The organism is Paenibacillus sp. MY03, assembly GCF_002165585.1.
GTDB lineage: Bacteria > Bacillota > Bacilli > Paenibacillales > Paenibacillaceae > Pristimantibacillus > Pristimantibacillus agaridevorans.
Map to the genome: position 1 here is coordinate 30,675 of NZ_MXQD01000047.1, position 26,573 is coordinate 57,247.

Annotated in this window: 21 protein-coding genes; 13 read left to right on the forward strand and 8 right to left on the reverse strand. The window is 55.5% G+C overall.

The annotated features are described in order from the left end of the window. Positions 1-42: 42 nt before the first annotated feature. From B1748_RS28465 to B1748_RS28485, 5 genes are all read left to right on the forward strand, one after another. Entirely contained in the window at positions 43-1,455 is a 1,413-nt protein-coding gene (locus tag B1748_RS28465) for an ABC transporter substrate-binding protein (protein ID WP_087571347.1), read from the forward strand. Between the two features lie 68 nt (positions 1,456-1,523). Continuing rightward, positions 1,524-2,420 (forward strand): carbohydrate ABC transporter permease, encoded by an 897-nt coding sequence (locus B1748_RS28470; RefSeq protein ID WP_087571348.1) that lies wholly within the window; start codon positions 1,524-1,526, stop codon positions 2,418-2,420. 9 nt (positions 2,421-2,429) lie between these two features. Then, on the forward strand, positions 2,430-3,260 hold the full coding sequence (locus tag B1748_RS28475; RefSeq protein ID WP_087571349.1) for a carbohydrate ABC transporter permease: 831 nt from the start codon (positions 2,430-2,432) through the stop codon (positions 3,258-3,260). Between the two features lie 14 nt (positions 3,261-3,274). Continuing rightward, complete coding sequence (locus tag B1748_RS28480) at positions 3,275-4,291, forward strand: glycoside hydrolase family 130 protein (protein ID WP_087571350.1); 1,017 nt, start codon at positions 3,275-3,277, stop codon at positions 4,289-4,291. Next, entirely contained in the window at positions 4,291-7,611 is a 3,321-nt protein-coding gene (locus tag B1748_RS28485; RefSeq protein WP_179215879.1) for a glycosyl hydrolase, read from the forward strand. The genes B1748_RS28480 and B1748_RS28485 overlap by 1 nt, the downstream gene beginning before the upstream one ends. Positions 7,612-7,791: 180 nt before the next feature. On the opposite strand, the gene B1748_RS28490 is transcribed toward B1748_RS28485, so the two are convergent. The 6 genes from B1748_RS28490 to B1748_RS28515 are packed head-to-tail and all read right to left on the reverse strand — an operon-like array spanning position 7,792 to position 10,130. Then, positions 7,792-8,055 carry a hypothetical protein gene (locus B1748_RS28490; protein WP_087571352.1) on the reverse strand — a complete coding sequence of 88 codons (264 nt, stop codon included), beginning with the start codon at positions 8,053-8,055 and terminating at the stop codon, positions 7,792-7,794. Next, positions 8,052-8,285 (reverse strand): hypothetical protein, encoded by a 234-nt coding sequence (locus B1748_RS28495; RefSeq protein WP_087571353.1) that lies wholly within the window; start codon positions 8,283-8,285, stop codon positions 8,052-8,054. Before B1748_RS28495 ends, B1748_RS28490 begins: the two co-directional genes overlap by 4 nt. Before the next feature lie 56 nt (positions 8,286-8,341). Further along, positions 8,342-9,286 (reverse strand): copper amine oxidase N-terminal domain-containing protein, encoded by a 945-nt coding sequence (locus B1748_RS28500; RefSeq protein ID WP_087571354.1) that lies wholly within the window; start codon positions 9,284-9,286, stop codon positions 8,342-8,344. A 25-nt stretch (positions 9,287-9,311) separates the two neighbouring features. Next, positions 9,312-9,503: an ROK family protein gene (locus tag B1748_RS28505; protein WP_087571355.1), complete on the reverse strand. Its 192-nt coding sequence runs from the start codon at positions 9,501-9,503 to the stop codon at positions 9,312-9,314. A 50-nt stretch (positions 9,504-9,553) separates the two neighbouring features. Next, positions 9,554-9,733, reverse strand: coding sequence for a hypothetical protein (locus B1748_RS28510; protein WP_087571356.1), 180 nt, complete (start codon positions 9,731-9,733; stop codon positions 9,554-9,556). A gap of 19 nt (positions 9,734-9,752) precedes the next feature. Next, a complete protein-coding gene (locus B1748_RS28515; RefSeq protein ID WP_087571357.1) occupies positions 9,753-10,130 on the reverse strand; it encodes a hypothetical protein in 378 nt (125 codons plus the stop codon). Between the two features lie 152 nt (positions 10,131-10,282). On the opposite strand from B1748_RS28515, the gene B1748_RS37665 reads away from it, so the two are divergent. Next, positions 10,283-12,850 (forward strand): ATP-dependent DNA helicase, encoded by a 2,568-nt coding sequence (locus B1748_RS37665; RefSeq protein WP_256975986.1) that lies wholly within the window; start codon positions 10,283-10,285, stop codon positions 12,848-12,850. A gap of 410 nt (positions 12,851-13,260) precedes the next feature. Here the strand turns inward: B1748_RS37665 and B1748_RS37050 are convergent, their stop codons facing one another. After that, positions 13,261-13,539, reverse strand: a complete 279-nt coding sequence (locus B1748_RS37050) for a hypothetical protein (RefSeq protein WP_179215880.1) — start codon at positions 13,537-13,539, stop codon at positions 13,261-13,263. Between the two features lie 491 nt (positions 13,540-14,030). On the opposite strand from B1748_RS37050, the gene B1748_RS37670 reads away from it, so the two are divergent. From B1748_RS37670 to B1748_RS28535, 3 genes are all read left to right on the forward strand, one after another. Further along, positions 14,031-14,156 (forward strand): hypothetical protein, encoded by a 126-nt coding sequence (locus B1748_RS37670; protein ID WP_256975987.1) that lies wholly within the window; start codon positions 14,031-14,033, stop codon positions 14,154-14,156. 217 nt (positions 14,157-14,373) lie between these two features. After that, positions 14,374-16,119 carry an ABC transporter ATP-binding protein gene (locus tag B1748_RS28530; protein WP_087571359.1) on the forward strand — a complete coding sequence of 582 codons (1,746 nt, stop codon included), beginning with the start codon at positions 14,374-14,376 and terminating at the stop codon, positions 16,117-16,119. Between the two features lie 32 nt (positions 16,120-16,151). After that, positions 16,152-18,221: an ABC transporter ATP-binding protein gene (locus B1748_RS28535; RefSeq protein ID WP_087571360.1), complete on the forward strand. Its 2,070-nt coding sequence runs from the start codon at positions 16,152-16,154 to the stop codon at positions 18,219-18,221. 156 nt (positions 18,222-18,377) lie between these two features. Here B1748_RS28535 and B1748_RS28540 read toward each other — a convergent pair whose 3' ends face one another. Continuing rightward, positions 18,378-20,630: a helix-turn-helix transcriptional regulator gene (locus B1748_RS28540; protein ID WP_087571361.1), complete on the reverse strand. Its 2,253-nt coding sequence runs from the start codon at positions 20,628-20,630 to the stop codon at positions 18,378-18,380. A gap of 453 nt (positions 20,631-21,083) precedes the next feature. Between B1748_RS28540 and B1748_RS28545 the strand changes: the two genes are divergently transcribed. From B1748_RS28545 to B1748_RS28560, 4 genes are all read left to right on the forward strand, one after another. Next, positions 21,084-21,941: an ABC transporter permease gene (locus B1748_RS28545; protein ID WP_256975992.1), complete on the forward strand. Its 858-nt coding sequence runs from the start codon at positions 21,084-21,086 to the stop codon at positions 21,939-21,941. Positions 21,942-21,957: 16 nt separating this feature from the next. Further along, positions 21,958-22,827, forward strand: a complete 870-nt coding sequence (locus B1748_RS28550; RefSeq protein WP_087571362.1) for a carbohydrate ABC transporter permease — start codon at positions 21,958-21,960, stop codon at positions 22,825-22,827. A gap of 88 nt (positions 22,828-22,915) precedes the next feature. Next, the gene (locus B1748_RS28555; RefSeq protein ID WP_087571363.1) at positions 22,916-24,487 is read left to right on the forward strand and encodes an extracellular solute-binding protein; all 1,572 of its coding nucleotides are present in this window, start codon (positions 22,916-22,918) and stop codon (positions 24,485-24,487) included. A 78-nt stretch (positions 24,488-24,565) separates the two neighbouring features. Beyond that, positions 24,566-26,371: a glycoside hydrolase family 20 zincin-like fold domain-containing protein gene (locus B1748_RS28560; RefSeq protein ID WP_087571364.1), complete on the forward strand. Its 1,806-nt coding sequence runs from the start codon at positions 24,566-24,568 to the stop codon at positions 26,369-26,371. Positions 26,372-26,573 lie beyond the last annotated feature (202 nt).

Sequence of the window (26,573 nt, forward strand, 5' to 3'; positions counted from 1 at the left end):
GACGACAGCATTAAATTCCGCGCAAGGGGAGGACTTATCAAGATGAAAAAGAAATTGGGGATCCTGGCGTTAAGCCTGACGTTGTCGGCATCGCTGGCGGCATGCGCTTCCGGTAACGAAACGGTCAATAACGGGGCGAACAATGGGAATAACACGGGCGGTGCAGCGACGGAAGCGCCGAAGAACAACACGCCTGCAGAGAAAACAAAACTGACGTACTGGACGGGAGACCGCCACGACGCGGATTACATCAAAGAAGCGATCGCCCGCTTCAACGAATCGAACGCCGACAACATCGAGGTTGAGCTCGTCGTGAAGACGGAGGAGTACGATCAGGCGCTGGACATCGCGTTCGTCGGAGCGCAAGCGCCGGACTTGTACCGCGTGAAGGAAAACACGATCCAGACGTATTACAAAAAAGGATATTTGGAGCCGATTGACGCTTATCTGACGGATGACATCAAAGCGAAGTTCCCGCTGATCGACAACTTCAGCAGCTTCGAAGGCAAAACGTACAGCTTGCCGAACTACGGCTCGACTATGAGGCTCGTGTACAACATCGACCTGTTCGAGAAAGCAGGCATCGCCGGTCCTCCGACGACGCTCGCCGAGATGGTGGATGCGGCCAAGAAAATCACGGAAGCCGGCAAAGCGGATGGCGCTTACGGCTTCGCTCTCAACTTCAAAAATCCGGGCAGCGCTTTCGGACGTTCCGCTCGCGTTATCGCGGAGATGAGCGGCTTTGGAGGCTTCGGCTTCGACTTCAAGACCGGCCAGTTCGACCATAACGGATTCAAAGAAATCATCGGCGCGTTCAAGCAGATGAAGGATGACGGCAGCATGCTGCCAGGCACGGAATCGCTCGACATCGATCCGCTTCGCGCGCAATTCGCGGAAGGCAAGATCGGTATGTACCTCAGCTTCTCCTCCGAGCCGGGCGTCTACAAAAATCAATTCCCGACGAAGATCAGATGGGCGGGCGCATTGCCTCCGACGATCGATGGAACCGTTAAAGGCGTTGCGGGCTTCCTGGGCGGCCAATGGATCGTCATGAGCAGCCAATCCAAGAACAAGGATGCGGCTTGGAAGTTCATGGAGTTCATGTATAGCGACGAAGTGCTGAAGGGTTATGCGGAGGGCGGCTTCGGCATCCCGATGGTGCCGCATATCGCGGAGACGGCCGCCAAACCGGAGATCGACGGCATCGACGGCTTTTTCCCGACGAAGTACGATGGCGTATGGCCGCTTAGCCCGACCGTAACGGTCGAAGGCGCAAGCAACTGGGATGAGTTCTGGCGTTACGTCAACGAAGGCGGCGACTTCGACAAGCTGGCGGAGGATCTGAACAAACGCTACAACAGCGCGCTGGAGAAAGCCAAAGCAAACGGCGAAGTGACGATCGAAGCGGATTCCGGCTTCGATCCGGCAAGCATGCAAGGCACGTTCGCGAAATAAGACAGGAATCAAGGGAAAAGGGAAACCCGTCGAAGGTTTCCCTTTTTGTCTAAAAGGAGGATGCCGGCATGAACCGCGTTCAACGATTATTCAATGGATACAGCTTCATACTACCGAGCCTTGTTTTCACGCTGGTGCTTGGAGTCTACCCCATTATGTGGGCGCTTAGATACATGTTCTTCGATTACAAAGGGTACGGGGAGGCTCGCTACATCGGCCTCGACAACTTCGCCAGGCTGTTCCGCGACGAGCTGTTCTGGGATTCCGTGCTCAATACGTTTCTCTACGCGGGAGGCAAGCTCATCATTACCATCCCGCTTGCGCTACTGCTGGCGGTTATCCTTAATCGAAAGCTGCGCGGACGGCAAGCGCTGCGAGCTATCATTTTTATGCCGACGATTATTAGCTCGGCCGTTATGGCCGTCGTGTTTTTCATTATTTTCAACTCGTACAACGGCATTCTGAATCAACTGCTTCTGAAATACGGAATCATCTCCAAAGCCGTCGATTGGCTGGGGGCGGACAACGCCATGCTTACGGTCATCATGATCGCGGCCTGGGGCGCCATCGGTAACTACATGCTGCTCTTCCTCGCCGGTCTGCAGAGCATTCCGGACGATATCTACGAAAGCGCGTCGTTGGACGGAGCGAATCCCGTTCAGCAGTTCAGATACATTACGGTGCCCATGCTGGGGCCCGTCCTGCAGATGATTATCATGCTGGCCATCACCACCGCACTTAAGGGCTACGAGAGCATCATGGTATTGACGGAAGGCGGACCGTTCGGCAAGACGAACGTCATGTTCCTCTACGTCTACCGTCTGCTGTTCCCGGTATCGACGGGTTCGGTCGTCGAGCAGCAGATCGGCTACGGCAGCGCCGTCGGCTTCGCCAGCGCCATTATCGTCGGCGTCATTACGCTGATCTACTTCTATCTGTCACGCAGACTTAACAATACCTACTAGGAGGGCGTCATGAAGCTGCCAATTTCGCGGATTATATTATGGATCTTTCTGATTGCCGTCTCGGCGTTCATTCTGTTCCCTGTCGTCATGGCTTTCCTGAGCTCGTTCAAAACCAATGCGGAAGTGACGGCCGGCGGCACGATCCTCCCTGGCAACTGGCAATTCTCGAACTACGTCTACGCCTGGAAGGAAGCCAGGTTCGCGCTCTATTCCTGGAACAGCTTGTTCGTCTCGGCGATCACGACGGCGGCTACGCTCATCATCGTTTCCATGGCTGCCTACGCCGTCGATCGTTTGTCGTTCCCGGGCAAGCGGCTGTTCATCGCGATTCAGGCGGGCACGATGTTCATCACGATAGGAGCAGTCGTGCTTCGTCCGCAGTTCGAGTTGATGATTCAGCTTAACCTGCACACTTCGTTGTGGGGCGTCATTCTTATCCTGATCAGCGCGCATGCCGCCGTCTTCTTCATTCTGCTCAGCTACATGAAGTCGGTGCCTCGCGATCTGGACGAAGCGGCGATGATCGACGGGGCGAGCTTCATACGTACGTACAGCTCCGTCATTCTGCCGCTGCTGGCGCCGGGACTCGGCGTCGCCGGATTGTTCACCTTCCGGTACGCATGGAACGAGTTCATCTTGCCGCAGGTATTCACGATGAACAGTCCGCATCTGCAGACGCTCACCGTCGGACTCGCGGCGCTGCGGTACGGTTCCTCGGCCGCAGCCCAGACGCATATTATGATGGCGGGCGCCTGCTTGTCCATCCTGCCGCTGCTCGCGGCTTACTTGATCGCCAATAAGTCCTTCATGCAAGTCACGGCAGGTTCAATCAAAGGTTAGGAGCTGACAATCATATGAGTATTATACTTCCCGAACGTATTGGAGAGCTGGTCTCCAGTTCCGTCGTCGCCAGACATCCGAACAACCCTATTTTGACGCCGGAGCAGGTGCCGTATGGACCTGCGCTCGTCTTTAATGCCGGCGTGTGCAAATATAACGGCAAATACGTCATGGTATTCCGCAACGACTACGGAAATGCAGCCGACTATACGCTGGAGCCGCATCACACGACGAATCTCGGCGTTGCCTTCAGCGATGACGGCATCCGCTGGGACGTGCAGCCGGAGCCTTGCCTGAAGCTTCATGACGAAGAAATCGTGCGCGTCTACGATCCTCGCCTGACCGTTATCGACGGCCGCTGCTACCTGTGTTTCGCTGTCGATACTCATCATGGCATCCGCGGCGGCATCGCCGTTACGGAAGACTTTCGCACGTTCGACATTCTAAGCATGTCGGCTCCCGACAACCGCAACATGGTGCTGTTCCCGGAGCGCGTCGACGGCAACTTCGTCAGGCTCGAGCGTCCGTTCACGGTGTACAGCCGCGGCGGCAAGGACCGCTTCGACACGTGGATCTCGGACTCCCCGGACCTGAAGTATTGGGGCAACTCCAAGCTGCTGCTGGCCGTCGAGCAAGTGCCGTTCGCTAACGACAAGATCGGACCGGCGGCGCCGCCGGTTCGCACGAAGCATGGCTGGCTCACGCTGTTCCACGCGGTGGACATTGACGCTTCGCGCGGCAAGAACGGTTGGGAGGATAGCTGGAAGAAACGGTATACGGCGGGCATCATGCTGCTGGATCTGGAGCGTCCGGACATCATCGTCGGCATGAGCCGCGACCCGCTGCTGGCGCCCGAAGCTTCGTACGAGATCGCGGGCGGCTTCCGCGATCACGTTATTTTCCCTGGCGGCATGATCCTGGAGGATAGCGGCGAGGTGAAAATGTATTACGGAGCCGCCGACGCTGTGGAATGTCTCGCGACGGCTCACGTGGACGACCTGGTGGCGTTGTGTCTGAAAGGGATCGTGTAATGGCGTCGCTGGAATTGGAGGGAGGCGTTGCGGCGGCTGGCGATACCCTCCCGGCACCTTCCTTCGCGGAGCCAACCTCGAAGTATCGCCCATCCCCCTTGTGGGCGTGGAACGACGAGATGACGGAGGATCGCATTCGCGAGCAGCTGCGTGAGATGAAGGCAAACGGCATGGGCGGTGCATTCGTGAACCCGCGTCCGGGTCTAGTCAATCCGTACTTGTCGGAGGAGTGGTTCGAGCTGTGGACGGCTGCTTTGGACGAATCCGAGAAGCTGGGTCTGAAGCTGTATATTTACGACGAGAACTCGTACCCGTCGGGCTTCGCTGGCGGGCACGTGCCGTCGCAGCTGCCGGACTGTTTGGCCAGCGCGGTCATCATGCGGGAGCTGTCCTACGATGAGCTGCCTTCGGTGCTGCCCATCGCTTCGGGCACGCTTAATCGCCCCGGCCATCCGATCCGCGTGTTCGCGGCTGGAAAGGCTGGCTCGTCGGACGGGGAGTTGTCGGTTGGAAGCGACGTGACGCACTTGCCTTTCGGCGAGTGGCGCAAGCACGGAGAGACATTCCTGCTGTTCGAGATCGGAGCTCCCGAGACGAATCCATGGCTGGGCGGCTTCGCCTATACGGATCTGCTGCGTCCGGAAGTGACAGAGCTGTTCCTGAGCAGCACTTACGAGGCATACCGCAGCCGGTACGGGGACAAGCTCGGGGAGCTGATCCCCGCCATATTTACGGACGAGCCCGAGATATCGCCGGGCAATCTGTTCCAGCAAGCTGGCGCGGACTTCCTGCCGTTCAGCTATTGGTTCGCCGGACAGTTCGAGGAGAGGAACGGGTACGACATAAAGGACTATTTGCCGTGCCTGTTCCGGGATATTGCCGGGGATTCCTTCGATCGCGACCCGCTGAAGGTGCGGTACGATTACTACAATACGATCCATGAGCTGTGGGTCGAAAACTTTTTGCGGCCGATCTCGGAGTGGTGCAAGGAGCACGGCGTGGCCTGGACGGGGCATTTCGTGGAGCATAATTGGCCATATCCTTGGGGACGTTCGTCGCCTGCGGTTATGTCGCTGTACGAATACATGCAGTGGCCGGCCATCGACATTCTGCGCTCCAACAGTCTGCGCCAGCCCGGCTTCGAAGGCACGGAGATGCTCATGCTGGTGCTGCGCGAGGCAAGCAGCGTCGCGAACCAATTGGGGCGCGAACGGGTTGTCTGCGAAGCTTATGGCGCAGGCGGTTGGGATTCCGACTTCAAGGACTACAAGCGGATTGGCGACTGGCTGTTCGTGCACGGGATCAACTTTCTTGCGCCCCATATGATTCTGTCCTCGCTCGCCGGAGCTCGGAAGCGGGATCATCCGCAATCCTTCGATTGGCGTCAGCCTTGGTGGGGCGAATACGGACGGATGAACGACTATTACGGACGACTGTCTTACTTGCTGACGCAAGGGGAGACGCGCAACCGAATCCTTGTGCTCAATCCTTGCCTGTCAACCTATATGGAGACGCCGGGCTCGCAGCAAGGCGAGCTGCGGGTGAACAATCCGCCGCGCCATCCCGACATGACGAAGTTCCTGCAGGCTGTTCAGCGGCTGTGCGACAAGGGCTGGAATTATGACTTGGGAGACGAATACATTATTGAACATCATGGCCGGATTCAGGATAGTGCGTTCATTGTTGGCGAACGCGATTACGACATCGTCGTCTACCCCGACAGCATGAAGGCGATGCGGGCGTCGACGTTCAAGCTGCTGTCGGAGTTCCTTGCGAGCGGCGGCGTCGTGCTCGCGCTTGGCGATGTCGGCGAACGGATCGAAGGGGAGTTGAGCCCGGAGACGGCACGGCTGGCCGCTGAACCGGGCTGGATTAGCGTCCGGGATATGGCCGGGCTGGAGCGGGAGATGTCCGCGCGCATTGTGCCTGACTTGGTCTGGCTGGAGCCGGAGCGGCTGCCGGCGGGCGTTCATTATTTGAAGCGCGATATGAAGGACGGCAGCGCCGTGTATTATATCGTAAATAGCAGCCTGGAGCAGGTGGAAGCGTCGTTCTCCGTAGCTGGCGTCCGAGCGGAACGGTGGGATGCATGGACGGGAGACAAGGTTCCGGTCATTGGAGAGCGGACTGGGGAACGGATCGTGGTGGAAGCTTTTCTGCCGCTTGAAGGCTCGGTGTTGTTCCGGATCTATGCGGAGGCTGAGGCCGACGTTGGCGATAGCTCCCTGGTGGAGCGCGATGGGGCAGCCATTATAGGGGATGCCGCGTCTTGTATCGGGCAAGAACCAGGCGCGGATGACGGAGATGCTCTGTCGATCTCGCCGGTTCATTACAGTCGTAATGCCGGAACAGAGGCCGTATTAGCGCTGAACGGCGTCACCCGCGTAACGCCGGAGCGCGATAACATGCTCGCCTTGGACTATTGCGATCTGCAGATCGGGGCCAAGCGGCATGAGGGCATCAGCGTCATTCATGCGCAGACGCTGGTCTACGAGAATCATGGCTTCGAGGCCAACCCGTGGGACAACGCGGTCCAGTTCAAGCGCCGGTTGCTGGATCGCAACTCATTCCCGCAGAACAGCGGATTCACCGCTTCATTCCTCTTTGACATTACCAAGGGAGGGTTGCCGAAGACGCTGGAGCTATTGGCGGAGCGGGGAGACAGGTATGCTCTGTCGGTAAACGGTCAGTCCGTGGGATGGAAGGCGGACGGACATGACTTAGAGCATCATCTGCGCGTAGCGGATATTGCTTCTTACGCCGTGGAAGGCGAGAATGTCATTGAGCTGCGAGCGGAGCCTTTCGACATTCTCCTGGAGCTGGAAGCCGTCTATCTATCGGGAAGCTTCTCGGTTGCGGAGGTTGAAGGGCGATGGACAGTTGGCCAGCCTGCCTCGATATCGCTAGGATCATGGCGGGAGCAAGGTTATCCGTTTTATGGGTACGCAGTGAACTATGAGAATGCGGTACGGATCGAGGATACGAGCAAACGTTATGCGGTTCGGCTTCGAGGCTGGGGCGGTTCGGTGGCTTCCCTTGCCGTGAATGGCAAGGAAGTGGACTTGTTCGGCGTCGGCCGGGGCGAGGAGATCGGGATTGGCGCCTACTTGCGGGAAGGAGACAATGACATTCGTGTCCGGCTGTGCGGCAGCTTCCGCAATTTGCTGGGGCCGTTCCACGACCCCGAACGCACCCGCAAGACGGTATGGCCATCCTTCTGGAAGAAGGCGCCACTACAAGGCCAACCGGCCGCTAGTGACTACGACCTTCTGGACTATGGGCTGTTCGAGGACTTTGAGGTTGTCGTGAAGTCGTATTAGGTTTGTAAGACTGAAGATGCCCCGAGGAAGAGCGTCGTTTCGCTCTCTTGGGGCATTTTGCATCGTTATGGGGAGTTGCGTAGATTCAAAGGATGGTTCATTTACGAAGTTGTGCGCACGGAATTGGTTGTAGGGGAATTAGAGTAAATCGTGTTGGAGTGGGGGAGGGGGCTCGGCCGGCTAACGAACATCAAGGGCGCTAGTTTCAGCGATTATAAATGCTTGCTTCAAACAGCTTAGTGGACTAAGCTTTACGCTCATCCAATCATAGAAAACGTGCTGAATAAGCTTTGCGAGTTCGATTTCACTGGTGCAGTTTGCAGCCTGTTGCTTAATGACGCGAATCTCGCTGCTGTATTCGTCCTCGGGAGCGCCTCCTGCCAGTAAACCGACAGGATCCCAGTCATTTATGATTCGGGTTAGATGTGCGATGCTGATGTTCATCGTCTCGCTCGCTTTTGTCTGAGCGCTACGTATGCTATAAAAGCAATTCCAATCATCAGGAACCAGCCCCAAGAGTCGTAGGAAATCATTACGATCAACTCCCAAGTGTTCCGAGGGCCCGAGTTAGAACCGCTGCTATACGGATAGGAGAAGACAAGCGGCATGGCCGCAACCAGAACCAGCCAGATGCCCAGAAGCAGAGGCGGGTAGAATTTCAGAGCTTTTATCATTTTAAGATCCTCCCGATTATGGTCTTCTGACCCATGGATTGAAATCGCGTTAACGATTACTGCTCCCGAAATTCCATGTCTTCCAGGATATCTTCAAAATCTTGAATCGAATTTTTATAGGTTACCTCGTACGAGGAGTTTCGGATGCTATAAAACCGGGAGCCTGTCTTGAACACAACGAGAGTGTCGATACGTTTGTCCCAGTCTAGATGGTTAACGTAGGTCAATTGCAGGGCATCGTAACCGAATAAATCGATTTGTTTTTCCTCCACGATATCTTTACTGGATAGGGATGCCGTGTCTTTGGCATGATCTAAGTAGGAGGCCAGCTTCATATCTCTAGTTTCGTCGGTTAGAGGCTCGGCGGCAATAAATAACATCGTGTGGTTAAAGTAACGCAGTGCCAATTGCAATTGCCCGGCCTCTTCCACGCTAATGTAATCTTGAACCCATTCGTCGTCTTCAGCAACGACGTTTTCGAGACCGGACATGTTTCTCCAAAGACCATAGGCGTTAAACTGGAATTGGCCATCTGCGCTGGCATAGCGATTTTTGCTATAGATGACCGCTGTTCGATTCGCTGAATCCCACTCTACCTTGGATTCAACGGATTCCGAGATGAAGCGAAGGGGAACGAAGGTCGTTTTATTCTTCAGCTTAGGCGCTACTGGCAATGTGATGGATTTGCCGTTAACTTTGGCAACCGGATTGTCGATTTGTAATTCGATATGTATTCCTTCTTTTTCTCCCGTAACCGCGCGAGTGTCGGGATCCCATCCAATGGTAAGTCCCAGCTTCTCGAAGATCGGCCTGAAGGGAACGAGGGTTGTGGATTTTTCGATAAACGGCTGTTCGCCGAAAGTCATGGTGTTGGCGTCTAAAACAACGCGGACGGGGAGATAAGAGGACGTTGAAGCTTGTGCATCAGCAATCCCAGACCCTGCAAATAACATAGTCATGATTAATAGTAACCCTGCGGGGCGTTTGAATAATTTAAACATAAGTACACATCCTCTGCTTGTGTATTTATTCCGTGGAATCCTCTTTAATCCTCATATTCCGGATGAATACGGTGGAACACACATGATCGGGGCCTATCGAGACGTTGGTGGGATCGCTCCTTTCGGTAATAACGTTCAGATTGATGTCCAGCAGGGCCGACTTTATATGGGTTCCGCCGAGGTCGATGCCAAGGAAATAGTTGGGTGCTTGGTGCATGTGGGTGTCTCCTTCTTGATAGCGTACGGTGTAGCGACCTTGTGCCATGCTCATTTGACGGCAACAAACTGGAACACGCCAATAGAAACCATTAAAGCAAATAAAACAATGATAAAAGTTATGCCGAATCTCCAAAGATTCGATCTCCGAGGAGTGTTGTTAACCTGATTCTCGAGTGTCGCGATCCGCTGCTTCAGTTCGTCGATTTCTTTATTTTTATCATTGTCCATAGCAGGTGGAATTCCCTCCTTAAAAGTCTGGCTGTATCAATATGATTTCCTTTGCTGCAAGATTGAGCGGCTCTTCTTTTTCGAAGCTGCGCCTGATATTGACGGGCTCGGAAAAAATGATTTTGACAGTTGATTCGGATGGGAAATCTTCTGCCGTTAGAGATTTGCCGTCTTCATCACGAAAAGTTGTTTGATCTGTAATAGCAACAGCACAACTATAACCGACAAGAAGAATGAAATCCGTCTTTTTTCCTTTGTTCACCTCATCGGTACAGTCCACATGCAAGATACCGGCTTCCATGCTATCAATCATTCCTTGCATGGACCTAGACGACGTCCCGCCGCATCCAGCAACAAAAGTACAAATAAGGATCAATAAAACAAAGTTTCGCCCCATTGTCAGCACCCCTCTTCTATCTTCCAGTATTTAGACGGAAACTACAACAAAATGTTGACCTGCCTCGCCGCTCCAACAAGTTACCCTGCTTACCCCGCTCTTTAAAAGTATGGTACAATGGCGGAACGAATGTTCTAGAGGGGCGGCTGGCAATGGACGAGACGAAGGAGAAGGCGGCAGAGGAGCGCGAATCCGTTCAACGGGAGCCGGAGCTTCGGGATGGCGAAAAGCAGACCGAGAAGCCTCCGTACTCGGTGGCGCTGCCGGTCCGGCAGCTTGTGGAGTACGTGTTCCTGAGCGGCAGCATCGACTCCCGGATGCAATCCATGGAGTCCTTGCAAGAGGGAACGAAGGCGCATCAGCGGATACAAGAAACATACGGCGAAGGTGATCGGAAGGAAGTCTACCTTAGCGCCGAGATTTTCTGCGACGGCTTGATGTTTGCGGTGGACGGCCGTTGCGACGGGCTGCTTGCGACGGAACCCGCGCCGACGATCGACGAGATCAAGTCGACGCGAGCCGACCTGGCAACCCTGGAGGACAAGCCGGTCCATTGGGCGCAGGCTTTATTTTACGCTTATATGTATGCGCGTGATGAGGGACTTCCGGCTATCGGCATTCAGCTCACCTACGTGCACAAGGATACGGGAGAGACGAGGCGGTTCCATCGGGAAACAAGCTTTGGCGAGCTGGAAGAGCAAGTGATGCATATACTTCGTCAATACGCGCCTTACGCCAAGCTGAAGCAGCGACACGAGGAGACGCGGGATGCCAGCATTCATGCGCTCGGCTTTCCGTTCGACCATTACCGTGCAGGACAACGCAAGCTGGCGGGGGCGGTCTACAAGACGATTGGAGAGGGCGTGTCGCTCTACGCGAAGGCGCCGACGGGCATCGGCAAGACGATTTCGACGACGTACCCCGCCATCAAAGCGATCGGCGGCGGGCTGCTGAAGCGGCTTTATTATTTGACCGCGCGCACGACGACGCGGGCAGCGGCGGAGGATGCGCTTAGGCATATGCAGAACAGAGGGCTGCACATCCATTCCGTCACCATTACCGCGAAGGACAAGATCTGCTTCCAGGACGAGGTGCGCTGCGACAAGGAGCATTGTCCGTTCGCCGACGGCTACTACGACCGCATTAACGGCGCGATCCTCGACATGCTGGAGCACGAGACGATCATGTCGCGCGCCACGATTGAGCAATACGCCAGAAAACATACCGTCTGCCCTTTCGAAATGTCGCTCGATGCCGCCTACGCTTCGGACGCGGTCATCTGCGACTACAATTATGTGTTCGATCCTCGCATCTCGTTCAAGCGGCAGTACGCCGAAGGAAAGAAGGCTACGGCTCTGCTCGTCGACGAGGCTCACAATCTGGTCGATCGGGCAAGGGATATCTTCTCGGCGGAGCTGACGAGATGGCCGTTCCAGACGCTGCAGAGGGAGCAAAAGGGCGGCCATCGCGGTCTCTACGAGGCTTCGAAGGCGATCAATGAATATTTTGTCGCGCTTCGCAAGTCGATCGAGGACAATAAGGACAAGCCTATCGTATCCGATATGCTGCCGGACGAACTGGTAAAGCATGCGGAGCGCTTCGCCTTGGCAGCCGAGCAGGTGCTGGAGGGCGGTTATGGGGGAGCCTTCGGCCAAGGGGCAACGGGAGGCTTCGGCGTCGGCAGCGGCAATATGGCATCTGCGCCGCCAAGCACATCAGACGCATCAGGCGCATCGGGTGCGAGCCTCGCCGGCGTAATTCCGGGTGCTTCCGGCGCGAATGCCATAAGCGGCAACGGGGGCGGTGACGGCGATACTACATTGCTGGACGCGTATTTCGCCGTGCAGCAATTCCTTCGCACGGCCAAGCTCTACGACGAGCGCTTCGCCACGTTCGCGGAGGTGACGCGCCTCGACATGCGGGTGAAGCTGTTCTGCATGGACCCGTCCGAACTGCTCAAGGAGGCCGCCAAAGGTTACCGGTCGCATGTCTATTTCTCCGCTACGCTAACCCCGGTCCGATACTATATGGACATGCTGGGCGCTTCCGATCAGGACTATACGCTGGCGTTGCCGTCCCCCTTCGAGAGCGAACGGTTGCAGGTCGACGTGCGTCCCATCTCGACGCGCTACCAGGACCGCAACGACTCTTACGGACCAATAGCGGAGCTTATCGCCGATACGGTCGGCAAGCGCAAGGGCAATTATTTTGTGTTCTTCCCTTCTTATGCGTATATGAAGGACGTCTACGATGCATACACCAAGCTTGAGGGAACGGACCCGAGAGCCGTCGTCAAGCTGCAGCGCACGGACATGAGCGAGGAGGAGCGCGATTCGTTCCTGGCGGATTTCCAGCCGGGAGGCGAGCGGACATTGGTCGGATTCGCGGTGCTGGGCGGCGTTTTCTCCGAAGGGGTCGATCTGCCGGGCGATCGGCTGATCGGGGTTATCGTGGTCGGCGTTGGTTTGCCGCAGCTCGGACTGGAGCGCAATCTGCTCCGGGACTTCTTCCAACGCGAGGGCAAAAGCGGCTACGATTACGCCTATGTCATCCCGGGCATGAACAAAGTGCTGCAGGCGGGAGGAAGACTTATCCGGACGGAGACGGACAGCGGCACGATTACGCTTGTGGACGATCGATATTTGCAGCCGTCCTATCGCAGATTGCTGCCGGAGGAGTGGCTGGCAAGCCTCGCCAGTGGAAAAAGCCGTCAGGGATAAACCACCCTGACGGTCCTTTAAGTTCGAGTTTGGCCACTTAGCGTGAACATAACGGGCTTGTCGCATACGGTTGGAGTGTCCCCTCGAACAATCTCTTTCAGGATATTCAAGGGGACACTTTTGCGTATCATGAACAAGATGATGCGGATTTTACTCGAAAACACTCCTCATTGCCCACCTATCTGCATTTATGGATCACTGTCCCAGCCAGTTGCGTCCCATCTACGAACTCTTGAATGTCCCCACTACCCATCCGTCCGGATATAGAACAAGTATGGCAAAAAGCTTCCTATACGAGAACATACTTTTAAGGTTCGTCATCTCCCGGAGAAAATCTCGTTGCCGGTTTTGCACATAGCATGGCTCGATCATCGACCTCTCTGCATATTTGTGCATTTATCCCCAATTTTTCAATCAAACAGGATCCCTGCATAGCGAATTGTACAAAAATACACAAATTCTCGCTTCACATCGTCGTTCGGGACCTCTCTGAACTGAAATTTGTGTATATATGTACAAATGTACGAATAAATTTCTCTTACCTCATCTAAATTGTGTATTTTTGCACAATTGTTGTACCGTTTGTGAAAATACCCAAGAGTCCGCACCATCAAAAGCACCCAGCACCCAGCACCCAGCACCAGCACCAGCACCAGCACCAGCACCAGCACCAGCACCAGCACCAGCACCCAGCACCAGCACCAGCACCCGCACCCAGCACCAGCACCATCACCAGCAGCATCATCAGCGCCTCCAATTCGTGCCCAGCTCTCGTAGCCGTTACATCGGCGTAAACTACGCAAAACTAATCTGCATCTGAGAGCGTCGTAAACAAGCCGTCGCGGTCAGAGCCCTTGGACTCCTTGATTACACGTTTCTAAAGTGTCTCCTATTTCAAGCCCTGCAGCGACTCGAAACGGATGCTTTCCTATGCGGCAAGGCGAACGGCTACGCCGTCCTATGGCGGAGGGGTTCGTAACGTTTCCGTGCATTATAGGTCAAGTATAGAGGAAGCTTAGATGTTCCTATAATTTGAGCAAACCTCTGCCCTCGGCCTTTCCGATCGCCAATTCGGTAAAAAATAATTTTAGCGAAGATTACAATTGACAGTGTTTTCTTCCGATGTTAAAGTGACAAAGTGGATTCAAGCAACGGCTGATGTCTGGGAGGCATAGCGTGCTTGAGTGAACCGACTATACGAACGGAAGATAACGGGAGAGGGGATTACGGGCTATGGATAACAATGGACGTTTTAACGCCATCCATCATGATGCGCATTTGCATCAGCTATATTTCATGGACGTAATCTACTCGCGCGCGTTGTCTCTTTGATACATAGGGGTTCCCCCTGGATCGAAGGCGTGTGGTTACGTTGCCGTAACTATGCGCCTTTTCTGCGTCGATAGGAGCTTTCGCGCACCCGCTATGCGGGTGCGGACTCCCTTGGACGAGGAAGCGTGTCGCTTACGGCGGCATGCTTTTTTTATATTCAAGAGGTTCGAACGGAAGGTGTGAGGTTAACAATGTTCAGCGTATTAACGAAATTGGGCTGGTTTTTCAAGCTAAGCTGGAAGCGATACACGCTGTCGATCACGCTGCTCGTGCTGACGGGCATTATCGACATTATCCCGCCATGGCTGCTCGGCTACATCGTGGACGGCATCAGCCAGAGCACGCTTGGGACGCCGGAGTTCAACCGCATCATGTACTTGTGGATCGGGCTGACGGTTGTCGGGTATCTGATTACTTATGTGTGGCATTACAAGCTGTTCGGCGGCGCCTTCGTGCTGGAGCGGATGCTGCGTTCCAGCCTGATCGGACATTTTCTCAAAATGACGCCGACGTTCTACGAACGCAACCGGACGGGCGACCTGATGGCGCGCTCGACGAACGACCTTGGCGCGGTAGCGACGACGGCGGGCTTCGGCATTCTGACGCTCGTCGACTCTACCTTGTTCATGATCACGATTCTGATCGTAATGGCGGCGGGAATCAGCCTGAAGCTGACCTTGGCGGCGTTGCTGCCGCTGCCGCTAATGGCGATCGCGATGTCCTACTACGGGAAAAAAATTCATGAGCGGTTCACGGATGCGCAGGACGCGTTCGGCGAGCTGAACGACAGCGTACTGGAATCCGTATCAGGCGTTCGCGTCATCCGTGCCTTCGTGCAGGAGGAAGCAAGCGAAGCCCGCTTCGGCGCCAAAACCGACGAGGTACTGGGGAAAAACATCGCCGTAGCCCGCATCGACGCGCTTTTTGAGCCGACGATGAAGATGCTGGTCGGCACAAGCTACCTGATCGGTCTCTGCTATGGCGGTTTCCTCGTATTCCAGAACGAAATTACGCTGGGAGAGCTGGTTTCTTTTAATATCTTCCTGGGAATGCTGATCTGGCCGATGTTCGCCATAGGAGAGCTGATCAACATTATGCAGCGCGGCAATGCTTCGCTCGACCGGGTCAACGAAACGCTCGGCTACAAGCCGGACGTAAAAGACGCTTCGGAGCTTGCCGAGGTAAGCGAGCCGACGGAGATCGAGTTCGACCGCGTGACGTTCAAATATCCGTCGTCCGAGACCGACAACTTGTCGGGCGTTGCAATCGAGTTGAAGCAAGGACAGACGCTCGGCATCGTGGGACGTACGGGCAGCGGCAAGACGACGCTGCTGAAGCAGTTGCTTCGCGAGTACCCCGTAGGCAAAGGGGCGCTCAGGCTGTCCGGCGAGCCAATCGAAGGATTATCGAAAGACAAAGTGCTTGGCTGGATCGGCTACGTGCCGCAGCAGCCGATTCTGTTTTCGAAGACGATTAGAGAAAACATCTTCTTCGGGCGCTCGGGCGCGACGGAGGAGGAGCTTCAGCGGGCGCTGGAGCGAGCTTCGTTCGCGAAGGATATCGCATTTTTGCCGGAGGGGCTGGATACGATGGTCGGCGAGAAGGGCGTCGCCTTGTCCGGGGGGCAGAAGCAGCGGGTCAGCATTGCCCGCGCCTTGATCGCGGATCCTGACATTCTGATGCTGGATGACGCCTTATCGGCGGTTGACGCGAAGACGGAAGCCGAGATTATCGAGGGCATTCGGACGGAACGCGCTGGCAAGACTACGCTTATTACGACGCACCGGCTGTCGGCCGTGCAGCATGCGGACTGGATTATCGTCATGGACGACGGACGGATCGTAGAGGAAGGCACGCATGAGAAGCTGCTGGAGCGCGGCGGCTGGTACAAGGAGCAATACGATCGTCAGCAGTTGGAAGCGACGATCGAGAATTAAATTTAACGAAGAGATGGGAGGCGTGAACAACGATGGGCACACCAACGGGCAAGAGGTTGTTTCAATACGCCATGTTATATAAGAAGCCGATTCTGTTGGCGATGCTGCTGCTTGTACTGGCCGTATGCGCCGAGCTGACGGGACCGCTGATCGCGAAGCGGATGATCGACCAGAACATTCTCGGCATCGAGAAGCCTTGGCACGAGGTGCAGGGCGAGCGGGCTTACGCCGTGGAATATAGGGGCAAGTGGTATGTAAGGCAAGATCGCCTCGTGTCGGACGGCGGAGAAACCGGCGGCGAGTCGCAGGGGCAAGCGGCCGGAGCGGCGGCAGCCGGCAAGGAAGTGCGCGTCCTGCAAGTTGGTCGGAGCTATTATTTCCTCGATGGGGAGCTGACGCAAAACGGCGCCAAGAAAGTAGACGGCGGCCTCATGACCGTTACCGATCCCGATACGGGCGCTTCCGCCCAGTATCCGGTGCAGAAGCTGACCAATGGGGAGCTGTTCGCCTTCTACAAGCCGGAGGTGCCGGGATTGCTTCGGCTCGCCGCGATGTATTTCGGCCTGCTTATTCTGGTTGCGCTGTTCGCTTATGGCCAGCGTCTCCTGCTGCAGACGTCCGCGAATCGTATCGTGCGTCAAATGCGCGGCGACGTGTTCGCGCACACGCAGCGTCTGCCGGTGCAATACTATGACAATTTGGCCGCAGGCCAGGTCGTCTCTCGGGTTACGAACGATACGGAGGCCATTCGGGAGTTGTACGTGGGGGTTCTTGCGAACTTCTTCACGGGGACGATCTACATGGTGGGCATCTTCGGGGCGCTGTTCCTGCTGGATACGCGTTTGGCGCTTATCACGCTGCCGCTCGTGCCGATTTTGATCGTGTGGATTATCGTCTACCGCAAGTTCGCGGCCAAATATAACCGCATTATCCGGACGAAGCTCAGCGAGATCAATGCGATGATCAACGAGTCCATCCAAGGGATGACGATCATTCAGGCGTTCCGGCGCCAGAAGGAGACGACAAAGGAATTCGAGGAGCTGAACAACTACTACTTCAAGTACCAGAACAAGTTGCTCAGCCTCAACTCCATCACGTCCCACAACCTCGTCAACGTCGTAAGGAACGTGCTGTTCCTCATCGTCATCTGGATGTTCTGGGGCGGTACGCTTGGCACTCTGGTCACTGTCGGGGTACTGTACGCTTACGTCGACTATATGAACCGGATGTTCGCGCCGATCGTCGGCATCGTCAACCAGCTGTCCAATCTGGAGACGGCACGAGTCTCGGCGGAGCGCGTGTTCAAGCTGATGGACGAAGAAGGAATCGACGTAACGTCGGGCAAGATGGAGCGGTACAAGGGCGACGTCGAGTTCGACAACGTCACGTTCGCCTACAAGAAGGACGACTATGTGCTAAAGGGCATCTCCTTCCACGCCCGCCAGGGCGAGACGGTGGCGCTGGTCGGTCACACGGGCTCGGGCAAAAGCTCCATCCTGAACCTGCTGTTCCGGTTTTACGACACGAACCAGGGACGAATTGTCGTCGATGGCAAGGATGTACGCGACATTCCGAAGCAAATGCTTCGCCAGCATATGGGCATCGTGCTGCAGGATCCGTTCCTGTTTACGGGAACGATCGCCTCGAACGTCAGCCTGGACAATCCGGCCATCAGCCGGGAGCAGATCGTGCAGGCGCTCAAGGACGTCGGCGCGTACGAGATGTTCATGAGTCTGCCGGGGGGTATAGACGCGCCGGTTATCGAGAAGGGGGCGACGCTCTCCGCCGGACAGCGCCAGCTCATCTCCTTCGCGCGGGCGCTGGCCTACGACCCGGCGATTCTCATCCTGGACGAAGCGACGGCGAGCATCGACACGGAGACGGAGGCCATCATTCAGGCAGCGCTTGATGTTCTGAAGAAGGGCCGCACGACGTTTGTCATCGCGCACCGGCTGTCGACGATCCGCCAAGCGGATCAAATCCTGGTGCTTGACCGCGGCGTTATCGTAGAACGAGGCAACCATGACGCACTCATGGAGCATCGCGGCAAATATTACGCGATGTATCAGCTGCAGCAGGGCGGGGCGGCTCAGCCGGCTTAGGAAGCTGCTAGTATAGGTGTACAACTGCATGCCAACGCGCCAAGAAGCGCCCTCAGAATCCGTTGATTCCTGAGGGCGCTTCTTCGCTTTGCTGGCGGCTCATGTTTATTTGATCCATGATCTCTAAAAGCTGATTGCTGATTGCCGGCACGGAGCTCAGATGTTCCGCTTACGGTATTCCCCCGGCGTAATGCCGGAATATCTCTTGAACATGCGGATAAACGAATTGACGTTATGGTACCCGACTTCGGACGCCACATCCTGGATACGCAGCTCCAGATTCAGGAGAAGCTCCTTGGCGCGTCCGATCCGCAGATCGTTCAGGTAATCGCTAAAGTTCGTGCCCGTCTTCTCCTTGAAGTAGCTGGAGAGGTAGCCGGGCGTTATGTTTAGCTTATCGGCCACGAGATCAAGATTGATATCCTCTCGGAGATGACTGTTCAAATAATCCGTAACGAAGCTCGTGATGGGGTCTTTCGTCTCCGTCCTCGCCCGGATGGCGAACATGGCGGGGCGGATAAGCTCGCGGAACCACTGCCTATACTGATCGGCGGAGTAGAACCGGCCGAGGGCATCGTAATCGTGCAGCTTGCCGTCGAAAGCGGACTCGGGCACGTTAAGCTTTGCCAGCGCCTTCTCGACCTGCTCCGCCACCCCTCGCGCATAGGACAGGAAGTCCGCTGCGGGGGCATCCTTTTTCGTGAGCTGCTCCAGATGGCGCTCCACCCACTCGAATACGACATCCTCGCTCCCGGACAGAAGCCGGGACTGCAGTTCCTCGCGCTGCGTGACCTTTAGAGGAAGGGCTCGCGTGCCCGGGGAACGAGGTTCGGCGATGATTTGGGTTTCCCCCGTCAGCCTCTTCTCCTTCAACAACTGCAACAGCTGCTCGTACGCGAGCGTAATCGGCATATCCTCCGGGTAGATCGGGCTGACGGCGATCGTCAGGCAAAGATAGTCTTCGACCTGCAGCAGCTCCTTCAGCAGATTCAGCACGCGGTGGATTTCCTGGATGGAGCCCGGTTGGAACAGCAGAGACATCAGCTGGTTGTGCTCGATCTGCAGCGTGACGGGCTCCTCGCCGAGTCCGGCGAACAGTCCGTGGACGAGCTTACGGAGCAGCTGGATCTCCTGATCGTATTCGGAATCCGTGTTCGTAAACCCGATTTCATACAGGACGGCCGCGTAAGGCTCGTTCAGTTGAACCGCGTCCTCGAGCTCGGTAAGGTTCAGGTTCATCGGAATGTTCTTGACTTTGTTCGTATACGCGTATTGGCGAACCAGCGAATTTTTTTTATCGAGGTCCTCCTGAATCCGTTCGTTGGCGTTCATGATACTGCTCATCCGGTCGCTGATAATCGCGAATTCCTTGACCGAACTGGCGGGCACGGGCATCGTCTGCTTGCGCTCGAGCGTGGCGATAATGCGTTTGAGCGGATGGTTCAGCCTGAGGCTGAACAGCGCTGAGCCGAAAACGCTGACGAGCACGGCCGCGGCGAGGAGCGTCACGAGAAGGATGTTCAGCTTCATCATCTCCGACATAATGCTCTCGATCGGCGCGACACGCACGTAGGTGAAGCCGGTATCCGCGCCTTGCTCATAGAAGTAATAATGCCCTCCGCTGCGTTCGTGGCGCTTGCCCTTCTCGTAGGAAGCGGGACTGCGCACCTCAACGAAAGGATGAGAAGCGTACAGCGTCCGGCCTTCCTCGTCCAGGATGTAGAAGGGCTCTCCCGTGTTCGCATATGCCGTATTGAGCTTGCGAGGATTCATCATGATGATGCAGTACACTTCCTTGTACGGCGCGGCTTTGATAACGACGGGCAGCTGCAGCCCGAGCGAGCGGACGTTGTTCATGGACCGTTCCGTAAAGACGGCCGCCGGCAAGATCCGCATGAAGTAGTTGTCGGCGGCGAAGGAGCTCCAAAATTCCGGCGGGTAAGCTTCGCTGGCATAATAGCTTCCGAACATATCCTCCATGCTGCTTGTGCCCTCCTTCTCGAGGACGTAGCCGCCTTCCTTGAAGTAGAGAATGAAGTTGTCGAAATGAAGGAACGGGTTGCTGTACAGCTCAAAGAGGTCGCTCTTGACCTCGTTGACCTTGTCGTAGCGGCGATTGTTGGATACATCGCTCAAAATGCCGATGTTGGCGATCCAGCGATCGGATTGGGTGAGCGAAAGAATCATATTTTGGGTCAAACGAAAGTGGTTTTCGTAGCTCTCCACCGTCTGCTTGATGCCGAGCTCGTTGTAACGGACGATCTCGTCATAAAGTTTGTTGCGCAAATAAAGGAAGGAGAACGCGTTAAAGGCAGCGAGCACCAAGATGACGCTGAGGAAGCTGATCATCAGCTTGACGAGCAGCGAATTGGATGCAAAACCTTGCTTGAGCTTGAACAATAGGGTCATCTTTTAACGCACCTCCTGGCAACGGCGGACTATGCAGATTTGCGGATCTATCCTCTATTGCATGCATTCCTTAGCTGGATTGCCGCGGATGCCGGGCATTGCGACGAAGGGATAAGAGCGGGTACCCGCTTTAATAAGTTCTATCATACTGGTTCTGAGCTAAAGCGGACAATATGCACTTTTCATCATTTATACTCATCTCTTCCGATATTCGATGGAATGGTGATTTCAAGCCTAATGTGAGGATTTATTTCATCTGTCGACGGGAAGTATACTTCAATCACAAGGTCCACGACGCTTGTGTCAGATAGCGTTACATTCATCAAAAGTCGAGGAGAAATGTGTATGGCTCATACGAGTGTTACGTCCGGCATGGAGGAAGCTCTTGTGCTGAACCGGCGTCGGCCGGGCAAGCTGAGGCGCTTGTGGCGGAACAACAAATATTTGTGGTTGATGTTCCTGCCTTGCCTCATTTATTATCTCGTCTTCCGTTACGCGCCGATGTTCGGGCTCGTGATTACGTTCAAAAATTATAATCTGTTCAGGGGCGTATGGGCGAGCGATTGGGTTGGCTTCAAGTATTATCGGATGTTTCTGGAAAATCCAGACTTCCTGCTGCTAATGAAAAACACGTTCCTGCTCGGGATCATGAATCTGGCATTAGGGTTTCCTGCTCCGATCATACTCGCGCTTCTCCTTAATGAGGTGCGGAAGGCGGCGTTCAAGCGGTTCGTGCAGACGGTCAGCTATCTGCCTCACTTCATCTCCAACGTCATCGTCGCGAGCATGGTCATCATGTTTCTGTCGCCGACGGGCGGTCTGATCAATGAATTGATAACGGCGCTTGGTTTCGAGCCGATCAACTTCATGAACGAGCCGGGGATGTTCCGGTGGATCTACGTGCTGTCGGAGATTTGGCAGCATATCGGCTGGGAGACGATTATTTATCTGGCCGCGCTTACCGCCGTTGATCCGCAGCTCTACGAGGCGGCCAGCATCGACGGCGCGAGCCGTATGCGCAAGCTGTGGCACGTCACGCTGCCGGGCATCTCGTTTGCGATCGTTATCACGCTCATCCTGAATATCGGTTCGGTGCTCGAGATCGGCTTCGAGAAGGTATTTCTTCTGCAGAATCCAGCCATCTACGAGACGGCCGACATTATCAGCACTTACGTGTACCGGATCGGCATGGAGCAGGGCAACTTCAGTTATGGCGCCGCGATAGACTTGTTTATGGGCATCATCAGCCTGATCTTCATCTATACGGCCAACTTCGTAAGCCGCCGCGTCAGCGAGACGAGCTTATGGTAGCGAGGGGAGAACGAAAATGAAGCTGGAGCGATTAAGTTTATTTCATGTCGTCAGCACGGCCGTGCTGCTGCTTGTCGTCGTCGTGACGTTATATCCGTTCCTCCACATGCTTGCGGTCTCCTTGAGCGGCGACGCGTACGTGATGAGAAACGAAGTAACGATTTTGCCCAAAGGCTTGAATTTCAACATGTACGAGATCGTGCTTGGCGACCCCAAGATGTGGAACGCCATCAAAAATACGGTTGTTTATACGGCGGTTGGCACAACCATCGCGCTGATCGTCACCTCGATGGGCGCCTACTCGCTGTCGCGCACGAATATGGCGTTTCGCAAAGGGCTTATGATGATGATCGTGTTCACGATGTTTTTCGGAGGCGGCATGATCCCGACATTTCTCGTCGTTCGTTCGCTGGGCTTCGTCGATACGTTGTGGGGCATGGTTATTCCGGGAGCCGTCAGCACCTGGAACCTGATTTTGATGCGGACCTTCTTCTCCGGCATTCCCAAGGAACTGGAGGAGTCGGGCCGCATGGACGGCCTTAATGACCTAGGCATCTTCCTGCGCATTATTGTTCCGTTGTCCAAGGCTTCCTTCGCTACAATCGCCCTTTTCTACGCGGTGGGCTTGTGGAATAATTTCATCTACCCGCTCCTGTACTTGCGTACGCCGGATCTATTCCCTCTGCAGGTGCTCCTGCGGAACCTGGTCCTGGCCGGCAGTGTCAGCTCGGGAGACGTAACTCGAATTGGAGGTGATAATCAAATCGTTGAGGAATCGTTAAAGTACGCGACCATTATGGTTTCGACGCTTCCGATTCTCATCGTGTATCCTTTTATTCAGAAGTATTTCGTCAAGGGGGCCATGATCGGGGCGGTCAAAGGCTGACGTTCCTTTGCTCCGGCTGGCAAGGCGCGGGGGAACCCGCGCTTGGCATTCGCAATCTATCAACCATTATTTAAGGGGAGTTGGTACTATGAAAAAATCGTTTGCTCTCGTACTTTCCGCATTTTTAGCGGCTTCGTCGCTCGTCGCATGCTCGAGCAACGGCAGCAATAACGGCAACGGCGCCACGGGAGGCAACGCAAGCTCACAACCGTCCGCTACGGCAGACGGGGGCCAGTCCGCGCCGGTTGACAAGACATTTACCGCGCTGCTCGACAACAACGCAACGTTCCCGTATTCGGAAGATTGGCCGATCTGGAAGTGGCTCAAGGAGAAAACCGGAGTGACGCTCAACGTGCAGACGCCTTCCGGCAAACTGGGCGAATCGCTAAACCTCGTAGTTGCATCCAAGACAATGCCCGACTTGATGTATATGCCGAACCGCCGCGAGTCCAATAAATTCGGGCAGGACGGAGCGCTCGTGGACATTATGCAATATGTCGACGGGATGCCGAATCTAAAGAAATGGATTGAGCAATATCCGGAGGAAGCAAAAGCCGCTTTATCCCACGACGGAAAGATGTACATGTTCCCGAACCAAGGATTCGGCGAAACGAATCGCATGATCTGGCTGTACCGCGAGGATGTATTCGCGAAGGAAGGCTTGGCGGCTCCGAAGACATACGACGAGCTCTACGAGTCGCTTAAGACGCTGAAAGCCAAGTACCCGGACAGCTACCCGTTGTCGATCCGCTACGGCCAAATCCCGGATGAGATGAATACGAATATGACGGTTAACTTCGAGACGGGCGAAGGCGCGTACTTCGATTTTGAAGCCAAGGAGTGGCGTTACGGTCCGGTAGAGGACAACTACAAAGCAATGGTTGGCATGTGGAAAAAGTTCTACGACGAGGGACTCATTCCGCCGGACTTCCTCTCTCTGCAGACGAAGCAGTGGCAGGACATGATGTCGACCGGCCAAGCGTTCGTGACGATCGACTACATCAGCCGCGTTGACTTCTTTAACAATGCCATGCAGAAGGAGAATCCGGAGTTCAACATGCAATTTATGGCGCCGCCGGCAGGATTGCCGGGAGGCAAGCAGCAGAATCCGTACTTCCACTACATGGAGGGCGGCCTGACCGTAGCGTCGACATCAAAAAATATCGAGAGCGTCATGCAGTACATGGACTTCTTCTATTCCGAGGAAGGACGCACGCTCACGAGCTGGGGTGTCGAGGGTGAAACGTTCGATAAGGAAGGCGGAGCGAACAAGTTCAAGCCGGAATTTACGGACGTTACCGAAATGCGCAAGGCGACAGGGCTGCAGACGAGCGGAACGTATACGTGGATCGATTACGATGCGCATCTGTCGTTGTTCTCGGAGGATCTGCAGAAGGCCTATACGGAAGCGGCCAAATACGACCTTCCGGCGATGCAGCCTCGTCCGGCCTTTACGGAGAGCGAAAACGAAATTATCTCGCTGACGGGACAGGCGATCAAGAAGCACCGCGATGAGAGTCTCGCGAAGTTTATTACGGGCTCCAGAAGCCTGGAAGAGTGGGATAAGTATGTGGAGGAGATTAAGAACCTCGGCGTCGACAAGCTGCTGGAGACTTATCGAATCGCTTACGATCGCGTTCAAGGCGTGGAGCTGAAATAAGGTGAACGACGCCGGCCCTGTCGTGCAGACGGATTGCGCCAGGGCCGGCATAGAAGGCCGCATTGGAGGAGACCTGGCATGATATCGTTACTACCTCAAGTGAAGAGATTGGAATACAAAGGGGAGGCGGGTTTTTCATGCGAGGGCCCGCTCCTCGTCGAGCTGTCGATGGAGCAAGAAGACCTTCGCCTGGAGAGGCATTGCCGACGCTTGCTGCCCGGTGCGGCTGTTACCGTAGAAACGGGGGCTCCAGGCTATAGGGTCCGGATCTCCCGCGCAGGAGGGAACACGCCCTGCGCCTTGGATACCGACAAGGAGGAAGGGGCGGCATCCGAGAGGAAAGAGGGCTACTCCCTGCGAATAGGCGTGGACGGCGCCATTATCCGGGCGGCGGATGCTCCCCATTTGTATTACGGGCTTCAGACATTCCGCCAGATGATGGAGCAGGGCAATCCTGTCCCTTCCGCGCTCATCGAGGATTGGCCGGACACGGCGATTCGTTGCATGAATTATGATCTGAGGCAGACGTATTCCAAGCCGGAGCGTCTCGTCTCCTATTTAGCGGAATTCGCCCGCTTTAAGATCAACGCGGTTTTGATCGAATATGAGGATAAATTCCCGTTCGAGACTTATCCGCATTTGGTGCATCCGAAACACGCATTAAGCAGAGCCTGGTTCGAGGAGTTGAAGCGGGAGGCGGAGGAGCATTATATCGAGATTATTCCGCTGCAGCAGTGCTTCGGCCATCTCGAATACGTGCTGCGCCACGACCGCTATAAGCATCTGCGCGAAACGGAGCAATCGATTGGGGAGCTGTGCCCGTCCCGGGAGGAATCGTACGAGCTGGTGACGGGTCTGCTCGGGGAGATGATGGATCGTCATCCGGATTCCCGTTATATTCATCTCGGCTGCGACGAGGTTTACAGCCTATGCGAATGCGAGACCTGTCGAGAGCGCTTTGAAGGCGTGCGCGAGCGGGCGTTCATCGCTTTCCTGAACCGATTGATCGCGTTCGCGGCGGACCGCGGCCGCATTCCGATCTTCTGGCACGACATGCTGGCCAAGTGTCCCGAAGAAGAACTGCGGAAGCTGGACCGTCGCGGCATTGCGATGATCTGGATCTACAACGGCCGCAACATCGAGGCGGAAGTCTCAGCGATCGCCGATAAGTTCCGCAAGCTGGGCGTCGGGGTTATGGGCGCGCCGGCCGTCCGCAGCTTCGATTGGGCGGAGCACCAGAATTACCCCGTGATCGGAAATCGGACCGATAATCTGCTGCAATGGGCCGGGACGGCGGAAAAGCTCGACTTCGATTGTGTGGTCGCGACCAACTGGACCGGACCGTTCAGCCTTGGGGTGCCGTACGGCGTGTTCGAGACGACGTGGTATCCCATGCTGCTGCACGCCGATTTGTTCTGGAACAGAAGCGGCGGCGTTTCTGAGACGTTTATCGATCGGTTCCTCCATGCGTTCCACGGCATCGAGCCTTCCGCCGGCCATACGAAGCTGGGCAACTACAGGCTTGAGGACTATTACGATATGATCCCGAAGCTGCTTGACGAAGTACGGCTGAACCGGGACTACGCGGAGCTGATCGCGGTCATGCGCGATTACGAGACGGCGACGGATCGGTCGCGGGCGATTCACAAGTACGTCTACCGCTGGGAGCTATTTCCCGGCGATGCAGCCGAACGGCGCTCGCTGCTGAACAATTATCAGCGCAACAGGCGGGACCGCGAGGATGTCAGGCCGAGAATGCAGGCCGTGCTGGAGCGTTACCAGCCCGCGGACATGGCCGCGCATTTCGTATTGTCGCGATTTTACCTGCACGATTACCTGGAACGTACAATCTATCGGGAGATAGGCATGAATATGGAGGATTAACGGAGTCAATTAGGCACGTTCCAGTTTATACGCAAAAGGACCTCGAATTCCCTGTAAAGTCGGGAATGAGGTCCTTTTTTTGAAAAAAACAAACTTCACAAGAGCTCGAAAATCACAAATCGGCTTTTGGGACAGCCCCTAATTGTGCTGCTTATGCAAGGATTGGCATAGGTTGGCCCAAGCGAGGGGGGATGCCACGCAA

Excerpts from the sequence above, each read along its gene's own strand:
- B1748_RS28490 (WP_087571352.1), bottom strand. The coding sequence starts at position 8,055 with ATGAACATCAGCATCGCACATCTAACCCGAATCATAAATGACTGGGAT.
- B1748_RS28510 (WP_087571356.1), bottom strand. The coding sequence starts at position 9,733 with ATGGACAATGATAAAAATAAAGAAATCGACGAACTGAAGCAGCGGATC.
- B1748_RS28540 (WP_087571361.1), bottom strand. The coding sequence starts at position 20,630 with ATGACCCTATTGTTCAAGCTCAAGCAAGGTTTTGCATCCAATTCGCTG.
- B1748_RS28485 (WP_179215879.1), top strand. The coding sequence starts at position 4,291 with ATGGCGTCGCTGGAATTGGAGGGAGGCGTTGCGGCGGCTGGCGATACC.
- B1748_RS28500 (WP_087571354.1), bottom strand. The coding sequence starts at position 9,286 with ATGTTTAAATTATTCAAACGCCCCGCAGGGTTACTATTAATCATGACT.
- B1748_RS28555 (WP_087571363.1), top strand. The coding sequence starts at position 22,916 with ATGAAAAAATCGTTTGCTCTCGTACTTTCCGCATTTTTAGCGGCTTCG.
- B1748_RS28505 (WP_087571355.1), bottom strand. The coding sequence starts at position 9,503 with ATGCACCAAGCACCCAACTATTTCCTTGGCATCGACCTCGGCGGAACC.
- B1748_RS28530 (WP_087571359.1), top strand. The coding sequence starts at position 14,374 with ATGTTCAGCGTATTAACGAAATTGGGCTGGTTTTTCAAGCTAAGCTGG.
- B1748_RS28495 (WP_087571353.1), bottom strand. The coding sequence starts at position 8,285 with ATGATAAAAGCTCTGAAATTCTACCCGCCTCTGCTTCTGGGCATCTGG.
- B1748_RS28465 (WP_087571347.1), top strand. The coding sequence starts at position 43 with ATGAAAAAGAAATTGGGGATCCTGGCGTTAAGCCTGACGTTGTCGGCA.
- B1748_RS37665 (WP_256975986.1), top strand. The coding sequence starts at position 10,283 with ATGGACGAGACGAAGGAGAAGGCGGCAGAGGAGCGCGAATCCGTTCAA.
- B1748_RS28560 (WP_087571364.1), top strand. The coding sequence starts at position 24,566 with ATGATATCGTTACTACCTCAAGTGAAGAGATTGGAATACAAAGGGGAG.
- B1748_RS28480 (WP_087571350.1), top strand. The coding sequence starts at position 3,275 with ATGAGTATTATACTTCCCGAACGTATTGGAGAGCTGGTCTCCAGTTCC.
- B1748_RS28475 (WP_087571349.1), top strand. The coding sequence starts at position 2,430 with ATGAAGCTGCCAATTTCGCGGATTATATTATGGATCTTTCTGATTGCC.
- B1748_RS28515 (WP_087571357.1), bottom strand. The coding sequence starts at position 10,130 with ATGGGGCGAAACTTTGTTTTATTGATCCTTATTTGTACTTTTGTTGCT.
- B1748_RS28550 (WP_087571362.1), top strand. The coding sequence starts at position 21,958 with ATGAAGCTGGAGCGATTAAGTTTATTTCATGTCGTCAGCACGGCCGTG.
- B1748_RS28470 (WP_087571348.1), top strand. The coding sequence starts at position 1,524 with ATGAACCGCGTTCAACGATTATTCAATGGATACAGCTTCATACTACCG.
- B1748_RS28545 (WP_256975992.1), top strand. The coding sequence starts at position 21,084 with ATGTTCCTGCCTTGCCTCATTTATTATCTCGTCTTCCGTTACGCGCCG.
- B1748_RS28535 (WP_087571360.1), top strand. The coding sequence starts at position 16,152 with ATGGGCACACCAACGGGCAAGAGGTTGTTTCAATACGCCATGTTATAT.